Origin of the sequence: Nocardia sp. NPDC019219, assembly GCF_040632645.1 — a bacterium.
Classification (GTDB): domain Bacteria; phylum Actinomycetota; class Actinomycetes; order Mycobacteriales; family Mycobacteriaceae; genus Nocardia; species Nocardia sputorum.
Genome location: NZ_JBEYCG010000010.1, coordinates 158,251 through 171,483 on the forward strand (window position 1 = coordinate 158,251; position 13,233 = coordinate 171,483).

13 protein-coding genes are annotated in these 13,233 nt (G+C 70.2%); 6 read left to right on the forward strand and 7 right to left on the reverse strand.

The window, feature by feature from the left end; genetic code table 11:
• The first annotated feature begins 64 nt into the window (after nt 1-64).
• Nucleotides 65-910: a tat pathway signal sequence gene (locus tag ABZ552_RS19935; protein ID WP_281917975.1), complete on the forward strand. Its 846-nt coding sequence runs from the start codon at nt 65-67 to the stop codon at nt 908-910.
• A 12-nt stretch (nt 911-922) separates the two neighbouring features.
• Here ABZ552_RS19935 and ABZ552_RS19940 read toward each other — a convergent pair whose 3' ends face one another.
• The gene (locus tag ABZ552_RS19940; RefSeq protein ID WP_281879217.1) at nt 923-2,419 is read right to left on the reverse strand and encodes a cytochrome P450; all 1,497 of its coding nucleotides are present in this window, start codon (nt 2,417-2,419) and stop codon (nt 923-925) included.
• Nucleotides 2,420-2,648: 229 nt separating this feature from the next.
• On the opposite strand from ABZ552_RS19940, the gene ABZ552_RS19945 reads away from it, so the two are divergent.
• Both ABZ552_RS19945 and ABZ552_RS19950 read left to right on the forward strand, forming a co-directional pair.
• A complete protein-coding gene (locus ABZ552_RS19945) occupies nt 2,649-4,082 on the forward strand; it encodes an NAD(P)/FAD-dependent oxidoreductase (RefSeq protein WP_281879216.1) in 1,434 nt (477 codons plus the stop codon).
• An 89-nt stretch (nt 4,083-4,171) separates the two neighbouring features.
• Complete coding sequence (locus ABZ552_RS19950; protein WP_281879215.1) at nt 4,172-5,026, forward strand: hypothetical protein; 855 nt, start codon at nt 4,172-4,174, stop codon at nt 5,024-5,026.
• A gap of 214 nt (nt 5,027-5,240) precedes the next feature.
• Here ABZ552_RS19950 and ABZ552_RS19955 read toward each other — a convergent pair whose 3' ends face one another.
• The 4 genes from ABZ552_RS19955 to ABZ552_RS19970 are packed head-to-tail and all read right to left on the reverse strand — an operon-like array spanning nt 5,241 to nt 8,264.
• Nucleotides 5,241-5,921, reverse strand: coding sequence for an urease accessory protein UreD (locus ABZ552_RS19955; RefSeq protein ID WP_357438918.1), 681 nt, complete (start codon nt 5,919-5,921; stop codon nt 5,241-5,243).
• Between the two features lie 9 nt (nt 5,922-5,930).
• Nucleotides 5,931-6,644: an urease accessory protein UreG gene (ureG, locus tag ABZ552_RS19960; protein ID WP_357438921.1), complete on the reverse strand. Its 714-nt coding sequence runs from the start codon at nt 6,642-6,644 to the stop codon at nt 5,931-5,933.
• Between the two features lie 25 nt (nt 6,645-6,669).
• Complete coding sequence (locus ABZ552_RS19965; protein ID WP_281879211.1) at nt 6,670-7,335, reverse strand: urease accessory UreF family protein; 666 nt, start codon at nt 7,333-7,335, stop codon at nt 6,670-6,672.
• A gap of 59 nt (nt 7,336-7,394) precedes the next feature.
• A complete protein-coding gene (locus ABZ552_RS19970) occupies nt 7,395-8,264 on the reverse strand; it encodes an SDR family NAD(P)-dependent oxidoreductase (protein ID WP_357438924.1) in 870 nt (289 codons plus the stop codon).
• 237 nt (nt 8,265-8,501) lie between these two features.
• Here ABZ552_RS19970 and ABZ552_RS19975 point away from each other — a divergent pair, with 237 nt between their 5' ends.
• Nucleotides 8,502-9,230 carry a hypothetical protein gene (locus ABZ552_RS19975; RefSeq protein ID WP_357438927.1) on the forward strand — a complete coding sequence of 243 codons (729 nt, stop codon included), beginning with the start codon at nt 8,502-8,504 and terminating at the stop codon, nt 9,228-9,230.
• Between the two features lie 7 nt (nt 9,231-9,237).
• Here ABZ552_RS19975 and ABZ552_RS19980 read toward each other — a convergent pair whose 3' ends face one another.
• Nucleotides 9,238-10,710, reverse strand: a complete 1,473-nt coding sequence (locus tag ABZ552_RS19980) for an MFS transporter (protein ID WP_281879208.1) — start codon at nt 10,708-10,710, stop codon at nt 9,238-9,240.
• 60 nt (nt 10,711-10,770) lie between these two features.
• Here ABZ552_RS19980 and ABZ552_RS19985 point away from each other — a divergent pair, with 60 nt between their 5' ends.
• Together ABZ552_RS19985 and ABZ552_RS19990 are read left to right on the forward strand one after the other, a co-directional pair.
• Nucleotides 10,771-11,445, forward strand: a complete 675-nt coding sequence (locus tag ABZ552_RS19985) for a helix-turn-helix domain-containing protein (protein ID WP_281879206.1) — start codon at nt 10,771-10,773, stop codon at nt 11,443-11,445.
• A gap of 47 nt (nt 11,446-11,492) precedes the next feature.
• The gene (locus ABZ552_RS19990) at nt 11,493-12,485 is read left to right on the forward strand and encodes a zinc-binding dehydrogenase (RefSeq protein ID WP_357438930.1); all 993 of its coding nucleotides are present in this window, start codon (nt 11,493-11,495) and stop codon (nt 12,483-12,485) included.
• 7 nt (nt 12,486-12,492) lie between these two features.
• Here ABZ552_RS19990 and ABZ552_RS19995 read toward each other — a convergent pair whose 3' ends face one another.
• Nucleotides 12,493-13,170, reverse strand: coding sequence for an O-methyltransferase (locus ABZ552_RS19995; protein WP_281879203.1), 678 nt, complete (start codon nt 13,168-13,170; stop codon nt 12,493-12,495).
• Nucleotides 13,171-13,233 lie beyond the last annotated feature (63 nt).

Sequence of the window (13,233 nt, forward strand, 5' to 3'; positions counted from 1 at the left end):
CCGGGATGTGCGATCGTGGTCCCTCGTGCGTTATCCGTCCCCCGCCACCCGAACCGTTCCCCGCGTGGCCGCCTCCGCCTGTGTCCTTGCCGCCGCGGCGATCATCGCCCCGAGCCTGCCCGCCGCGCTCCCGATCGCGGGCGCGGCGCCGCTCGCGCACACTCAGGGCTGCCTGCCCGGCTTCGACTGCGATCTGAGCAGCCGCATCGCGAAGGCCGACGCCTACCTCAACAGCCGTCCCGGTGTCACCGGCTACGTCCTGCGTGACCGGGTATCGGGTGGCGTCTACGCCAACGCCAATGCCGAGAACGCGGTCTGGACCGCGTCCACGATCAAGCTCGCGATCGCCGCGGACCTGCTCAATCGGGCGCGGGTCGGCGCGATCAACCTGTCGCCGGAGGATCGCGGACTGATGGAGGGCATGCTCGCGACCTCGAACGACGGCGCCGCCGACCTGCTCTGGACCAAGTACGCGGGGATCGACCGGATGGCCTACAACAACGCTTTCCGCGCCAACGGGATGACCTCGCTGGTTCCGCAGCCGACCAACACCGCGCTGTTCCCGGACTGGTCGTTCCAGAAGTGCACCGCCGCCGACCTCGACCGGCTGATGGACCATATCCTCAACCGCATGCATCCCGACGACCGCAACTACCTGGTCGACCGGATGCGCGCGGTGGACTCCAACCAGCACTGGGGCGTGTGGGGCGCGGGCGCGAGCATGCGTCCCGGCCTGAAGAACGGCTGGTCGGCCGAGCAGGGCGGCTGGGTGGTCAACTCGGTCGGCTTCGCGGGCCCGGGCGAGCGCTACACCCTGGCCATCATGAGTTCGCTGGGTGACGCGGGCGGCTACACCGAGGGCGCCGAGACCGACACCAAACTCGCGGAGATCCTGCTCGCGGGCCGCTGAGCGCGGGGCCGCTCAGGCGGCCGCGCGTCGGCGCAACGTCATCGGCGCACCGTCCCTGGGGAACGGGATCGTGGTGAATCCCCAGGGTATGCGGTATTTCTCGGGGATCCGCCACTCGTACTCGCGCACCAGGGCGGCGATCACCGTCTTCACCTCGAACGTGCCGAAGTGCATCCCGATGCACTTGTGCGCGCCCGCTCCGAACGGCATCCAGGCCAGACGGTGCGACTTGTCCTCGCGCCGCCGCTCGTCGAACCGCTCCGGATCGAAGCGCTCGGGGTGGGTCCACAGTTCGGGCAACAGGTGGTTCACCTGGTAGGCGAGGTCGACGGGAGCGCCCGCCGGAATGTAGTGACCCGCGATCTCGGTGTCGCGCACGGCGCGGCGCGCCAGTCCGGGCACCGGCGGCATCAGCCGCAGGCTCTCCCGCACCACCAGATCCAGGTCGCGCAGCGCCTCGAGGTCCGCGATGGCCGGTGGGGCGTCGCCGAGGCGCGCGTCCATGTCGAGCACCTCGGCGCGCACCCGCTGCTGCCAGTCGGGGTGTTTGCCCAGGTAGTAGGCGACGGCGGTGGCGGTCGTCGTGGTGGTGTCGTGCGCGGCCATGATCAGGAAGATCATGTGGTTCACCACGTCCGCGTCACCGAAGACGCCGCCGTCCTCGCTGCGGGCGTGGCACAACCCCGAGAAGAAGTCCGCCGACTCGGCGCGGCGTTTCTCCGGCAGCAGCGCGGTGAAGTAGTCCTCGAGCACTCTCCGGCCGCGTAACCCGGCCCGCCAGTGGCCGCCGGGCACCGGGTGCCGGATGATCGACAGACCCGCGTGGGTGCAGTCGACGAACGCGTCGATCAATTGCCTGCGCCGCGGACCGACGTCCGCGGCCATGAAAGTCCCGCCCGCGACGTCGAGGGTCAGCTCTTTGATCGTCGGATACAGCCGCACCGTGCGTTCGGCTTCCCGCTCGCGCGGCACCCAGCGTGCGATGCTCGCCCGCACCACCGGCGTCAGCGCGGCCAGGTGCGCTTCCAGCCGGTCCCTGGTGAACGCCTGCTGCATGATCCTGCGATGGAATTTGTGCTCGTCGAACTCCAGCAGCAGCAGGCCGCGCCGGAAGAACGGACCGATGAAATAGTCCCAGCCCTGACCGAAATCGCGGCGGCGGTGACCGAGCACTTCGTCGAGCGCGTCCGGTCCCGCGACCAGCACGCGGTCGACACCGAGCGAGGTGTTCAGCGAAACGGGTCCGTACCGGCGGTAGCGCTCCATCATCTCGGCCGGACCCCAGCGCATGTAGTGCAGCGCCCGGCCCAGATAGGGCAATCCGGCATCGCCGAGCACCGGGACGGTGTCGCTGCCCCGCGGCGGGGTGGCCAGCACCTGGCGCCGTTCCGGCAGCAACCCGAGCGCCCGGTCGATCAGATGGCCGTGCGGTACCTCTATCAGCGCGATATTCTCCGATTCGGCCTGCATGCTCGGCTTTCGGCCGACCGCACGGTCACCGGCGACCATGGCAATCCTCCCTGAGCGACAGGTACCATCGTAGGCTCTCCACCTCCCCCGCTCGGCCGGTTCGGCCGCGACGAACCTCCCCGCGCCGGCCCGGCGACGGTGAGACGTCGCACCGCAACACGCCAGGAACGGGGATCTCGTCGTGACGCTGCCCGGCGCGGCGGCTACGGTTTAGCTGTCAGGAACCGCCGCCGGGGACGACCCCCAAGGTCCATCGAGGAGCAGCACGATGAGCACTCAGACTGTCGAGAACGGCCGGCACCGGGTGGTGGTGATCGGCTCGGGCTTCGGCGGCCTGTTCGGCACCAAGCACCTCAAGCGCGCCGACGTCGACGTCACGCTGATCTCGAAGACCTCGACCCACCTGTTCCAGCCGCTGCTCTACCAGGTCGCCACCGGCATCCTCTCGGTCGGCGAGATCGCGCCCGCCACCCGTCTGGTGCTACGCAAGCAGAAGAACGCACAGGTGCTACTAGGCGAGGTCACCGACATCGACCTGACCAACAACACGGTGACCTCGCGCCTGCTCGACCAGGACACGGTCACCCCGTTCGACAGCCTGATCGTCGCGACCGGCGCCCAGCAGTCCTACTTCGGCAACGACCGGTTCGCCACCTACGCGCCCGGCATGAAGACCATCGATGACGCGCTCGAGCTGCGCGGCCGGATCCTCGGCGCCTTCGAGCAGGCCGAACTCGCCACCACCCAAGAGGAACGCGACCGGCTGCTGACCTTCGTCATCGTCGGCGCCGGACCGACCGGCGTGGAGCTGGCCGGGCAGATCGCCGAGCTGTCCGACCGCACGCTGGAGGGCACCTTCCACAACATCGATCCGCGCGACGCGCGGGTCGTGCTCATCGAGGGCGCGGGCGCGGTGCTCGGGCCGATGGGGCCGAAGCTGGGCGGCAAGGCCGAACGCCGGCTGGAGAAGATGGGCGTGGAGATCCAGCTCAACGCCATGGTGATCGATGTCGACGCGTTCGGCGTCACGGTGAAGGATTCCGACGGAACGATCCGCCGGATCGAGTCGGCGTGCAAGGTCTGGTCGGCGGGCGTGCAGGCCAGCCCGCTGGGCAAGCTGATCGCCGATCAGTCCGACGGCACGGAGGTCGACCGCGCGGGCCGGGTCGTGGTGGAACCGGATCTGACCGTCAAGGGCCACCCGAACGTCTTCGTGGTCGGCGATCTGATGTCGGTGCCGAACGTGCCCGGTCAGGCGCAGGGCGCCATCCAGGGCGCGACCTACGCAGCCAAGCAGATCAAGGCGGGACTGAAGGGCCAGGCGCCGCAGGAGCGCAAGCCGTTCAAGTACTTCAACAAGGGCAGCATGGCCACCATCTCGCGGTTCAGCGCCGTGTGCCAGGTGGGCAAGCTGGAGTTCGGCGGGTTCATCGCGTGGCTGGCCTGGCTGGCGCTGCACCTGTACTACCTGGTGGGCTACCGCAGCCGGATCGTCACCGTGATCCAGTGGTTCGTCACCTTCCTCGGCCGCAGCCGCGGGCAGATGGCAGCCACCGAACAGTGGGTGTTCGCCCGGCTGGCCTTGGAGGCGATCAGCAACGGCGACGACGAGGACGCCGAACAACTGGCCGCCGCGCTCGGTGCCTCCACCAACAGCCGCGTCGCCGTGGACAAGGCGCATACCGACGCCAAAGCCGGCTGATCGGCCGTCATAGCGCGTTCGACCAATCCAGGTCGCCCAGCGGATCCGAATGTGAGGCGTCGACGTCTCCTTCGGATGAAAGGTGATCTATGGGCACGGGCAAGCACCGAGCACCCAAACCGCACCGGCCGAAATTGGGCTCCCTGGTCGCCGTGGGGGCGGTTCCTCTCGTTCTCGCGCTGGTGGGAACCGGGACGGCGAACGCCGAGCCCGATCATCCCGTTCCGGTGACCAGGACGGATTCCGCCGATCAGACCGAAGGGGCCCAGTGGCCCGCCGCGGAGGCGCCGAACGTGCGTCCGTACGAGGGTCTGCGGATTCCGGACGACATCCTGAGTTCGTTGCAATGGGCACGTCCACTGCCCGATCACCAGTACCTGGCTCCGCTGGTCGGGCTGCATGCGCCGGTTCCGGTGCCCCCGGTACCGCCGATCGCGCCGCCGTCCGGCAAGTTGCGCTTCGGCGACGTGCAGGTCGACGCACCGGAATGGCTCTATCGGGAGCAGGCGATCCAGATCAACGACACCGCCGCCATGGCCGAGGCGAATATGGCGACGTTCTTCGATTCGATCGGGATGGAGCGCACGCGGTCCGACCGCGTCGCCGGCCAGACCATGGGCGCCGCCGCGATCGGCGCGGCGGCGGGCTTCGTGTTCGCCAGCCCGTTCGCGCTGTTCGGGGCGGCCGTCGGCGGCGGTCTCGCCCTGGCCATCGGTTTGCCGTTCGCGCCGATCGGCCTCGCGGCGGGCCCGATCGGGGCAGCCTACGGTGCGGCTCTGATGGCCGCCCCGTTGTCCGCCATCGGTGCGGGCATCGGCGCGGGACTGGGGGTCGTGCACGCGCTCAGCGCGCCGCCGCGGGCGCTCAGCGCACCACAGCCGGCCGCCCCGGCCCCGGAGGCAGGCGAGACGGCTCCTGAGACCGCCGATACGGCCAACGGCTGACCGGATGACGTTTCCGAGAAGCGAGCCGGAAGGGTGGGAACCCGACGACGCTGTCGAGCTCCCACCCTTTCTTTCTCCAGGTCTCGGTCGAATTACACCTCTGGGGAACAAATCCCACATACGGCACGGGACCGTTCGTGATCGTTCCCGACAGGGCCGCCCGGGAGGTGGACACACACCGCGGACCGGAGTCGCACGGCCGATCCGCCACTGATCAGCTCTTCATCTCGGCGTGCTCCACGCCGGACACGCGCAGCACCGGCCCGGTGCGGGTGAACAAACTGCCGCCCGCCGCCAGCGGCAACCGGCTCTGCGTCAAACCGGTAGTCGCCGCCGCGCATTCGTCCGGATAGACGAGTTCGCTCTCCAGGGCACGCGGCGCCGCCAGCACGTCATCGACCGGTGTGCCCGCGCCCAGCGCCAGCCGGTGGCGCAGCAACGGGACGTCGTCCACGTCGGCGATGAGGTCTCCTTGCCACTGGCCGCCGTCCTCGCCCACGCGGCCGACCTGGACACGTTCGCGCATGCGCAGCCGGGCGGCGGAGGCCAACCGGATCGTGGTGACCGTGTGGTGCCGCGCGCCACCCGCGACGATCATCGGCTCCGGATCGAAATCGAGCATTCCCCCGCTGCCGACCTCCAGGTGCCAGCGTCCGGACGACAGCGGCGTCGCCGGGCCCGGTAGCGCGAGAGTCGCCGCGACCGAGCGCACCACCAATTCGGCGCCGGGTGCGACCACGATCACGACGTCGAGTTCGTCGCCGCCCAGCGGCGTGGCGGCGGTGCCGATTAGATGAACCGTTCGCGGGCCGGTGCGGCGGGCCGACAACCCGCCGCGGGCATGGATCTCCGGTAGGGCCGCCGGGTGAGCGAATATTCGTAACTCGGTGCGCACCAGCGGCATTCAGTGGGCGGCGGCGGATTCGTCCGCGCGGTCCCGCTCGGCGACCGTGCGCAGTTGCTCGCGCACCCAGGCCAGTACCGGCGTCGCCGCGGGGTCCTCGGTGAGCGAGACCAGCACCGTCGGCCGCTCCCCACGCACCCGCGCCGCGTCCCGCTCCATCACACCGAGGTCGGCGCCGACCAGCGGCGCCAGATCGGTCTTGTTGACCACCAGCAGGTCCGAGAAGGTCACGCCCGGACCGCCTTTGCGGGGCACCTTGTCACCGCCCGCCACGTCCACCACGAAGATCTGCACGTCGATCAGCCCGGAGGAGAAGGTCGCGGTGAGATTGTCGCCGCCGGATTCGACCAGGATCAGATCCAGCGGCGGGTTGGCGGCGACCAGATCATCGATGGCGTCGAGGTTGGCGGTGATGTCGTCGCGGATGGCGGTGTGCGGGCAGCCGCCGGTCTGCACGGCGGTAATCCGCTCGTCCGGCAGGACCGCGTGCCTGCGCAGGAAGTCGGCGTCCTCGGTGGTGTAGATGTCGTTGGTCAGCACCGCCAGCGACAGTTCGTCGCGCAACTGCCTGCACAACGCCGCCACCAGCGCGGTCTTCCCGGAGCCGACCGGGCCACCGATGCCGATGCGCAGCGCCTCCCCGGGCGTGCGGTCGCGTTTCGGCCGATCGTGACCGTGGTCGTGCGGCTCACCGTCGATCAGGTGCGGGGGCATGGCGCGGTCTCCTTCTTCCGGGGCTTCAACTCGCGAACAGGGGCATGTCCCGCTGCCGATGGCGCTCGGCGAGCACGTCCTGCAGCGGATCGGACATCGCGGCCAGACCGGTCGCGGCCTCGGCGGCGACGCGGTCGCACAGGCCGGCCAGGCGGATGGTGCACGCGGCGATCGCGGCGGGATCCAGGGCCAGCAAGCGCTGTGCCGCGGTGGCGGCCCCGGTGAGCGTCGTGTAGACGACCACGCCCGCGATCTCCCGGGGCGGCACCGCGGCGGCCGCGCCGACCATCCCGAAGACCGTGGACAGATGCGGTGTCGTCCCCAGTGACGACCAATCGTGCCGGGGCCACAGCTGTTTCGCCAGCCGCGCCAGGCCGCGGCCTTGGGCCCGGGACGCGGTTCGTGCCGCGGGGGCGGGCGTGCGCGCGTCGGCTTCTGTCTCCGCCCGCGCCGGATCCAGCTCGCCCGCGCATACCGCCGCGGCGAGCGATGCGGCCACCAGCCCCGACGTCCGGATCCGGCGGCGCAGGTACAGTTCCACCGTCGCGACGTCGCGGAGCACGCCGGAGGCGACGGCTTCCTCCACACCGCCGGAGTGCACGTGCCCGCCGATGGGCAGCCGCGAGTCGGCGAGCGCGAGCAGCGTCGTCAAGCCGGACGCAGCCGGATCGGTCGCAGCGGGTGCACGCATTAGTCGATCCTATGTCCCGGTGCGCCGACCGCACGCCCAGAGTTTCCTGGCATTCCAGGTCAGCGACGGAAAGCGCGCTCCATGAATCGCTGGGCGCGGCCCCGGGTCAGATCGGTCCACGCCTGCACCGGGCCCGACCACCACGGGGCGATCTCGCGCGGCTTCGCGGTCACCGCGTGGCAGACGAGGTCGGCGGCCTCGGCCACGGTGAGCCCGGGGACGCGGCTGAAGTCCGTGGGCGCGCTCATCCTCGTGTGCACGAGCGGCAGATAGATCGAGGTGGTGGTGACGCCGTCGGCGGCCACCTCCGCCGCCACGCTGCGCAACCAGACGTCGAAGGCGGATTTGGAGGCACCGTAGGCGGCCCAGCGCGGCGCGGGTGGCATGCGCACACCCCAGGTCGACACGTTGACGATGTGGCCCTGTCGCCGCGCGCGCATCGCGGGCAGCAGTGTGAGCAGCAGGCGCACCGGACCCAGGTAGTTCACCTCGATGGTGCGCGTGAAATCGTGGAAACGGTCATAGGACTCGTCGATCGGGCGGCGGATCGATTTGCCGGCGTTGTTGATCACCATGTCGAGATGGCCGTGTTCGTCGAGGAGCAGGCGGCCGAGCCGTTCGACGGCGTCCATGTCCGTGAGATCGGTGGGGTAGGTGTGCGCGATGCCGCCCGCGGCGGTGATCTCCGCGGCCACCTGCTCGAGTTCGCCGCCGGAGCGGGCCACGAGCAGCACGGTCGCGCCCGCCGCCGCCAGCTTGCGCGCGCTGGCCTTGCCTATCCCGTGCGACGAACCGGTGACCAGCACGATCTTGCCGCCAACCGCGGCGCGCAACGCCTCGTCCGGCGGACGCGACGTGGGATACAGCAGTCGCGTCGCCACCCGTTCGGCGACCGGACGACCGTTGCTCGGAGGCCGGGCTCGGTTCACGAATTCGACTGTAGGCGTTGTTCGGGGCGCCCACCCGGGCTTCGCGCGATCGGTCCGCGCGCGACATGTCCCGTACGAGCCGCGGCAGGTCCTGGCGGGTGAGGTAGGCGGCGATGCGCCGGTGCGCGGCTCGAGCATTTCTACTCACGCGCACAGCGCCACTCGTGTGATCGAATGTGGGATCGCACGGATTCTTCGCCCGGGCCTTGCCCAGGTGGTCAGCCGAGGGGGAACACGGTGTCGACGCCGGATGCACAGGTTTCGATCGCACAATGGATCGCGCGCGGCATCGCGATCGTCGTGCTGGTCCCGATCCGCCTGTTGTGGGAAGGCATTGTCCTGCTGGGCCGCGTCACCGGAGCGGCGCTCGGGTATGTCGTGCGGTACCTGGTGGTTCCGGCGGCCGAACTGGTCTGGCACTGGGTGCTGCGGCCGGCCTGGATCGTCGCGAAGGACTTCTTGTGGGGCTGGGTGATCCAGCATCTGCTGTGGGGTTTGGTGCTCACGCCGCTCCTGTCCTTCCTGCTCGAGTACCTGTTGCGACCGCTGCGGCGGGCGGTGGAAATCTTCCTGTGGCGCAGGATCATTCGCCCCGTGGGGGCTTGGCTGCTGCGCTGGGTGGTCTACCCGGTCGTCTATGCCATCGCATGGGTGTGCCATCGCACCGTCGAGTGGTTGATCGTCTGGCCGCTGACGCAACTGTGGCGCTGGGTGCTGCGCCCGCTGTGGAGCGTGCTGCGCACGACCGCACGATACGGGTGGCGTGTGGCCACCCTCGTCGTGGGCGTCCTCGTGGTGGCGCCGTGCCGGGCGGTGTACCGCTACGTACTGCGCCCGGTGTTCGCCGCCCTGGCGGTCGTCTGGCATGCGCTGGTGGTGCGCCCGGTCCGCTGGGCACACGGCGCGATCATCCGGCCGATGAACCGCTGGGCAGCCGAGGTCGTGGCGACGGTGTTCGGCCGCTGATCCCGGCTCAGCGCGGGCGTGGCGAAGCGAAACGCGCGATCAGCGCCATCGCGGTGAGCGCCGCCGCGCCGACGGCCACCGCGACGTGCATGCCGTCGACGAAGGACCCCCGGGCCGCGTCGATCAGCGCCGCGTCGCCGCCGGCGTGCTGGATGGTCTCGCCGAGGGTCTCCGCGTAGTCGCCCCCGGACCGGAAGATCAGCGCGGCGAGCGAACCGAGCAGCGCCAAGCCCAGCGCGTTGCCCAGTTCGAAGCTGGTCTCCGAGATGCCGACCGCCGACCCGGCCCGCTCCGGCGGCACCGAGGACACCGCGACCTCGGACACCAGTGTGAACGCCAGACCGTAGCCGACTCCGGCGATCGCGGATCCGGTCAGATACCACCAGAGTCCGTCGTGCGCGCCGACGCCGAGCAGCATCAGATTGCCCACCGCGGAGGCGAGCAGGGCGAACACGAAGGTGGCGCGCGCGCCGAAGCGATGCCCGACCCGGGCGCCGCCCACCGAGCAGACGAACACCGCGATCGCCATCGGAATGCCGAGCAAGGCCGCCGCCAGCGGCGTGCGCCCGGTCACCGACTGCAGATAGATGCTGGTCAGGTAGCTCAGACCGGCCAGTGACATCATGCCCGTCAGGCTGGCGCCGATGGCGACCGAGAATTGCGGGCGGGCGAACAACCGCAGGTCCAGCAGGGGTTCGTCGAGTTGCCGCTGCCTGCGCACGAAGACGGTCAGGATCACCGCGCCGATCAGCGCGACGACGATCGCCTGCGCATCGATGCCTTCGGTGGCGGCGTGCTTGATGCCGTACACCACCGGCAGGATGCCGCCGATCGACAGGGCGACGCTCGGCAGGTCCAGCGGCCCCCGCGCCCCCGCTCGGTGCTCCGGCAGCACGAGCGGACCGAACGCGAGCAGGACCAGCAGCACCGGGATATTGATGAGGAACACCGAACCCCACCAGAAGTGATGCAGCAGGATGCCCCCGATGACCGGCCCCACAGCCGAGCCACCGGCGAAGAACGCCGTCCAGACACCGATCGCGGCGGCTCGCTCCCTGGCGTCCGGGAACAGGCTGGAGATCAGCGCCAGGCTGGACGGCAGCAGCGTCGCGCCGCCGATGCCCATCAGCGCCCGCGCCGCGATCAGCACGCCTGCGCTGGGGGCGAACCCGGCGATCACCGACGCGATGCCGAAGACCGCCGCGCCCGCCAGCAAGATGTTGCGCCGCCCGATCCGGTCGCCGAGGTTGCCCATGGTGATCAGCAGGCCCGCGATCAAGAAGCCGTAGATATCCAGGATCCACAACTGCTGGTCCGCCGACGGGTCGAGATCCAGGGTCAGCGTCGGCAGCGCGAGGAACAGCACCGAGATGTCCATCGACACCAGCAGCACCGGCAGCAACAGGACCGCGAGGCCCAGCCAGGCGCGGCGCGAACCCGTGGTGGACGGCGTGGTTCGCACCGGCTGCACCTCTGTCATCACCCGACATCCTCTCACTGACGCGTACGTCGTACGCACGACTCCGGGTACAGTGTACGCATGCTGCACCGCGCCGCCATTGTCGACACCGCGATCGAGCTCGCCGACGCCGAGGGCTTGGACGCACTGTCCATGCGGCGCATCGCCGATCGGCTCGGGGTGGGCGCCATGTCGCTGTATCGCCACGTCGCGAACAAGGACGAACTGCTCGCGCTGATGACCGACGAAGTGGCCCGGCGCAATCCCTATCCCTCCCCCGAAGGACAGCGGTGGACCTGGCGCGACCGGGTACGCATCGCCGCCGAGGTCGACTGGGCCCTCTACCGGCAGCACCCGTGGGTACTGCTCACCTTCGCCACTCCGCGCTACAGCTTCGGACCGCAGAGCCTGGCCTGCCTGGCGTGGCTGGTGGACGGCTTCCTGGAACTCGGCGTGTCCACCCGCGAGGCGACCGGTATGTCCTTCACCGTGTGGAATTACATCTCCGGCGCGACCCTGCCGGAGATCAGCGCCGAGCTGATGGCGCGCAAGGGCATGGATCCCGGCGGGGACAACGCGCTGCGGACACTGCTGAACGGCACGGCCCAGGGACCGGTCCCCACCGCCCTGACGGATCTCGCGGGCAGCGGCGTGCGCGACCTGACCCAGGAGGAACTGCTCTACGACGGGCTCACCGCGCTGTGCGACGGATTCGAGGTCAGAGCCGCGCGACGCGACGAATTGACCTCGAGCTGACTTGATGTTGCAGGCTGGCCGGCGACCGCTCACGAACAGGAGTCACCGTGCACGCCATTCGCCTTCATGCCTTCGGCCCGGCCGAGAACCTGCGCTACGAAACCGTTCCCGATCCCGTGCCCGGCCCCGGGCAGGTGCGCATCGCGGTCGCGGCCGCCGGTGTGCATCTGATCGACACCGTGCTGCGCAGAGGCGAACCGGGGCCGTTTCCGTTGCCCGAGCTGCCCACCGTTCCCGGACGCGAAGTCGCGGGCACGGTGGACCGGGTGGGCGATGGCGTGTCCGCTGGTCTGCTCGGCGCGCGCGTGGTCGCCCATCTCGGCGCGGCGCCCGGCGGTTACGCCGAGCTGGCCGTGACCGACGCCGCCCGGCTGCACGAGATACCCGCCGACCTGGACGCCGCGGAGGCGGTGGCGATGATCGGCACCGGGCGCACGACCATGGGCATCCTTCAGTTCGCCGATCTGGAGCCCGGCAGCGTTGTCCTGGTGACGGCCGCGGCGGGCGGTATCGGAACCTTGCTCGTGCAGTACGCGAAGAACGCCGGAGCCACGGTGATCGGCGCCGCCGGTGGCCCCGCGAAACTGGATCCCGTGCGCCGCAACGGCGCCGACCTCGCGGTGGACTACCTGTTGCCGGACTGGCCCGACCGGGTGCGTGCACTCGTCGGCGATCGCGGGGTGCACGTGCTGTTCGACTCGGTGGGCGGCGCCGTCGCCCGCACCGGTATCGATCTGCTCGCCCCCGGTGGGCGGCATCTGGTCTACGGCTGGTCCGGCAAGTCGGCGGACGACGGTCCGGTGCGGCTTTCCGCCGACGATCTGGCCGCACGCGGGATCACATCGGAGATGGTGATCGGCCCGCCGATGCTGGCGCGAGCCGGCGGCGATCTGCGCGTCCTGGAGGAGCGCGCGATGGCCGAGGCGGCCGCGGGCCGGTTGCGTCCGGCCGTGCATCGCTTCGCGCTCGCCGACGCGGCCGCCGCCCACCGCGCGCTGGAGACGCGCGGAACGACCGGAAAAGTGGTGCTGGAACCCTAGCGTCCGTTCACTCGACGCCGTCGCCGTTCACCACGGCATAAGCGAAACCGTCCCAGCCCTTGCCGCCGACGGTCTGGACCACGGTCGCATCCAGGCTCGGTTCGGCGGCGAGCAACTCGACCAGCTCGCGGCTTGCCTGTGCGTTGGGGTCCTCGGAATGCTCCTCGGCGATCCTGCCGCCGCGGACCACATTGTCGACGATGATCACCGAGCCGGGCCGGGTCAGCCGCAGCGCCCACAGCACGTAGTTCGAGTTGTTCACCTTGTCCGCGTCGATGAACACCAAGTCGAACGGGTCCGGGTCCTCCTCCGCCAGCACGGGCAAGCTGTCCAGCGCGGCGCCGACCCGGATCTCCACCCGGTCGCCGACACCGGCTCGCTCCAGGTTCGCCCGCGCCACGTCGGCGTGCTGGGCGGAGAACTCCAGCGTGATCACCCGCCCCTTGGGGCCGACTGCCCGGGCGAGCCAGATCGTGCTGTACCCGCCGAGCGTGCCGATCTCCAGCACGCGCCGCGCCGCGACCGTCCTGGCCAGCAGGTGCAGGAACTTCCCCTGCGGCGGTGACACGTCGATCGGAGGTAGGCCGGCCGCCTTGTTCGCGTCCAGCGCCGCGTCGGAATCGGGGTCCGCCACCAGTGTCTCCACCAGATAGCGGTCCACGTCGGCCCATCCAGATGTCGTCATAGCTGGAAGTCTGCCACCCGATCGCGCCCACGGGCTCGGCTCGCCGAGTAGCGTTCGGCACAG

Coding starts and splice junctions, on each gene's coding strand:
- ABZ552_RS19940 (WP_281879217.1), bottom strand. CDS start 2,419: ATGGTCGCCGGTGACCGTGCGGTCGGCCGAAAGCCGAGCATGCAGGCC.
- ABZ552_RS19945 (WP_281879216.1), top strand. CDS start 2,649: ATGAGCACTCAGACTGTCGAGAACGGCCGGCACCGGGTGGTGGTGATC.
- ABZ552_RS19950 (WP_281879215.1), top strand. CDS start 4,172: ATGGGCACGGGCAAGCACCGAGCACCCAAACCGCACCGGCCGAAATTG.
- ureG (WP_357438921.1), bottom strand. CDS start 6,644: ATGCCCCCGCACCTGATCGACGGTGAGCCGCACGACCACGGTCACGAT.
- ABZ552_RS19965 (WP_281879211.1), bottom strand. CDS start 7,335: ATGCGTGCACCCGCTGCGACCGATCCGGCTGCGTCCGGCTTGACGACG.
- ABZ552_RS19980 (WP_281879208.1), bottom strand. CDS start 10,710: ATGACAGAGGTGCAGCCGGTGCGAACCACGCCGTCCACCACGGGTTCG.
- ABZ552_RS19985 (WP_281879206.1), top strand. CDS start 10,771: ATGCTGCACCGCGCCGCCATTGTCGACACCGCGATCGAGCTCGCCGAC.
- ABZ552_RS19995 (WP_281879203.1), bottom strand. CDS start 13,170: ATGACGACATCTGGATGGGCCGACGTGGACCGCTATCTGGTGGAGACA.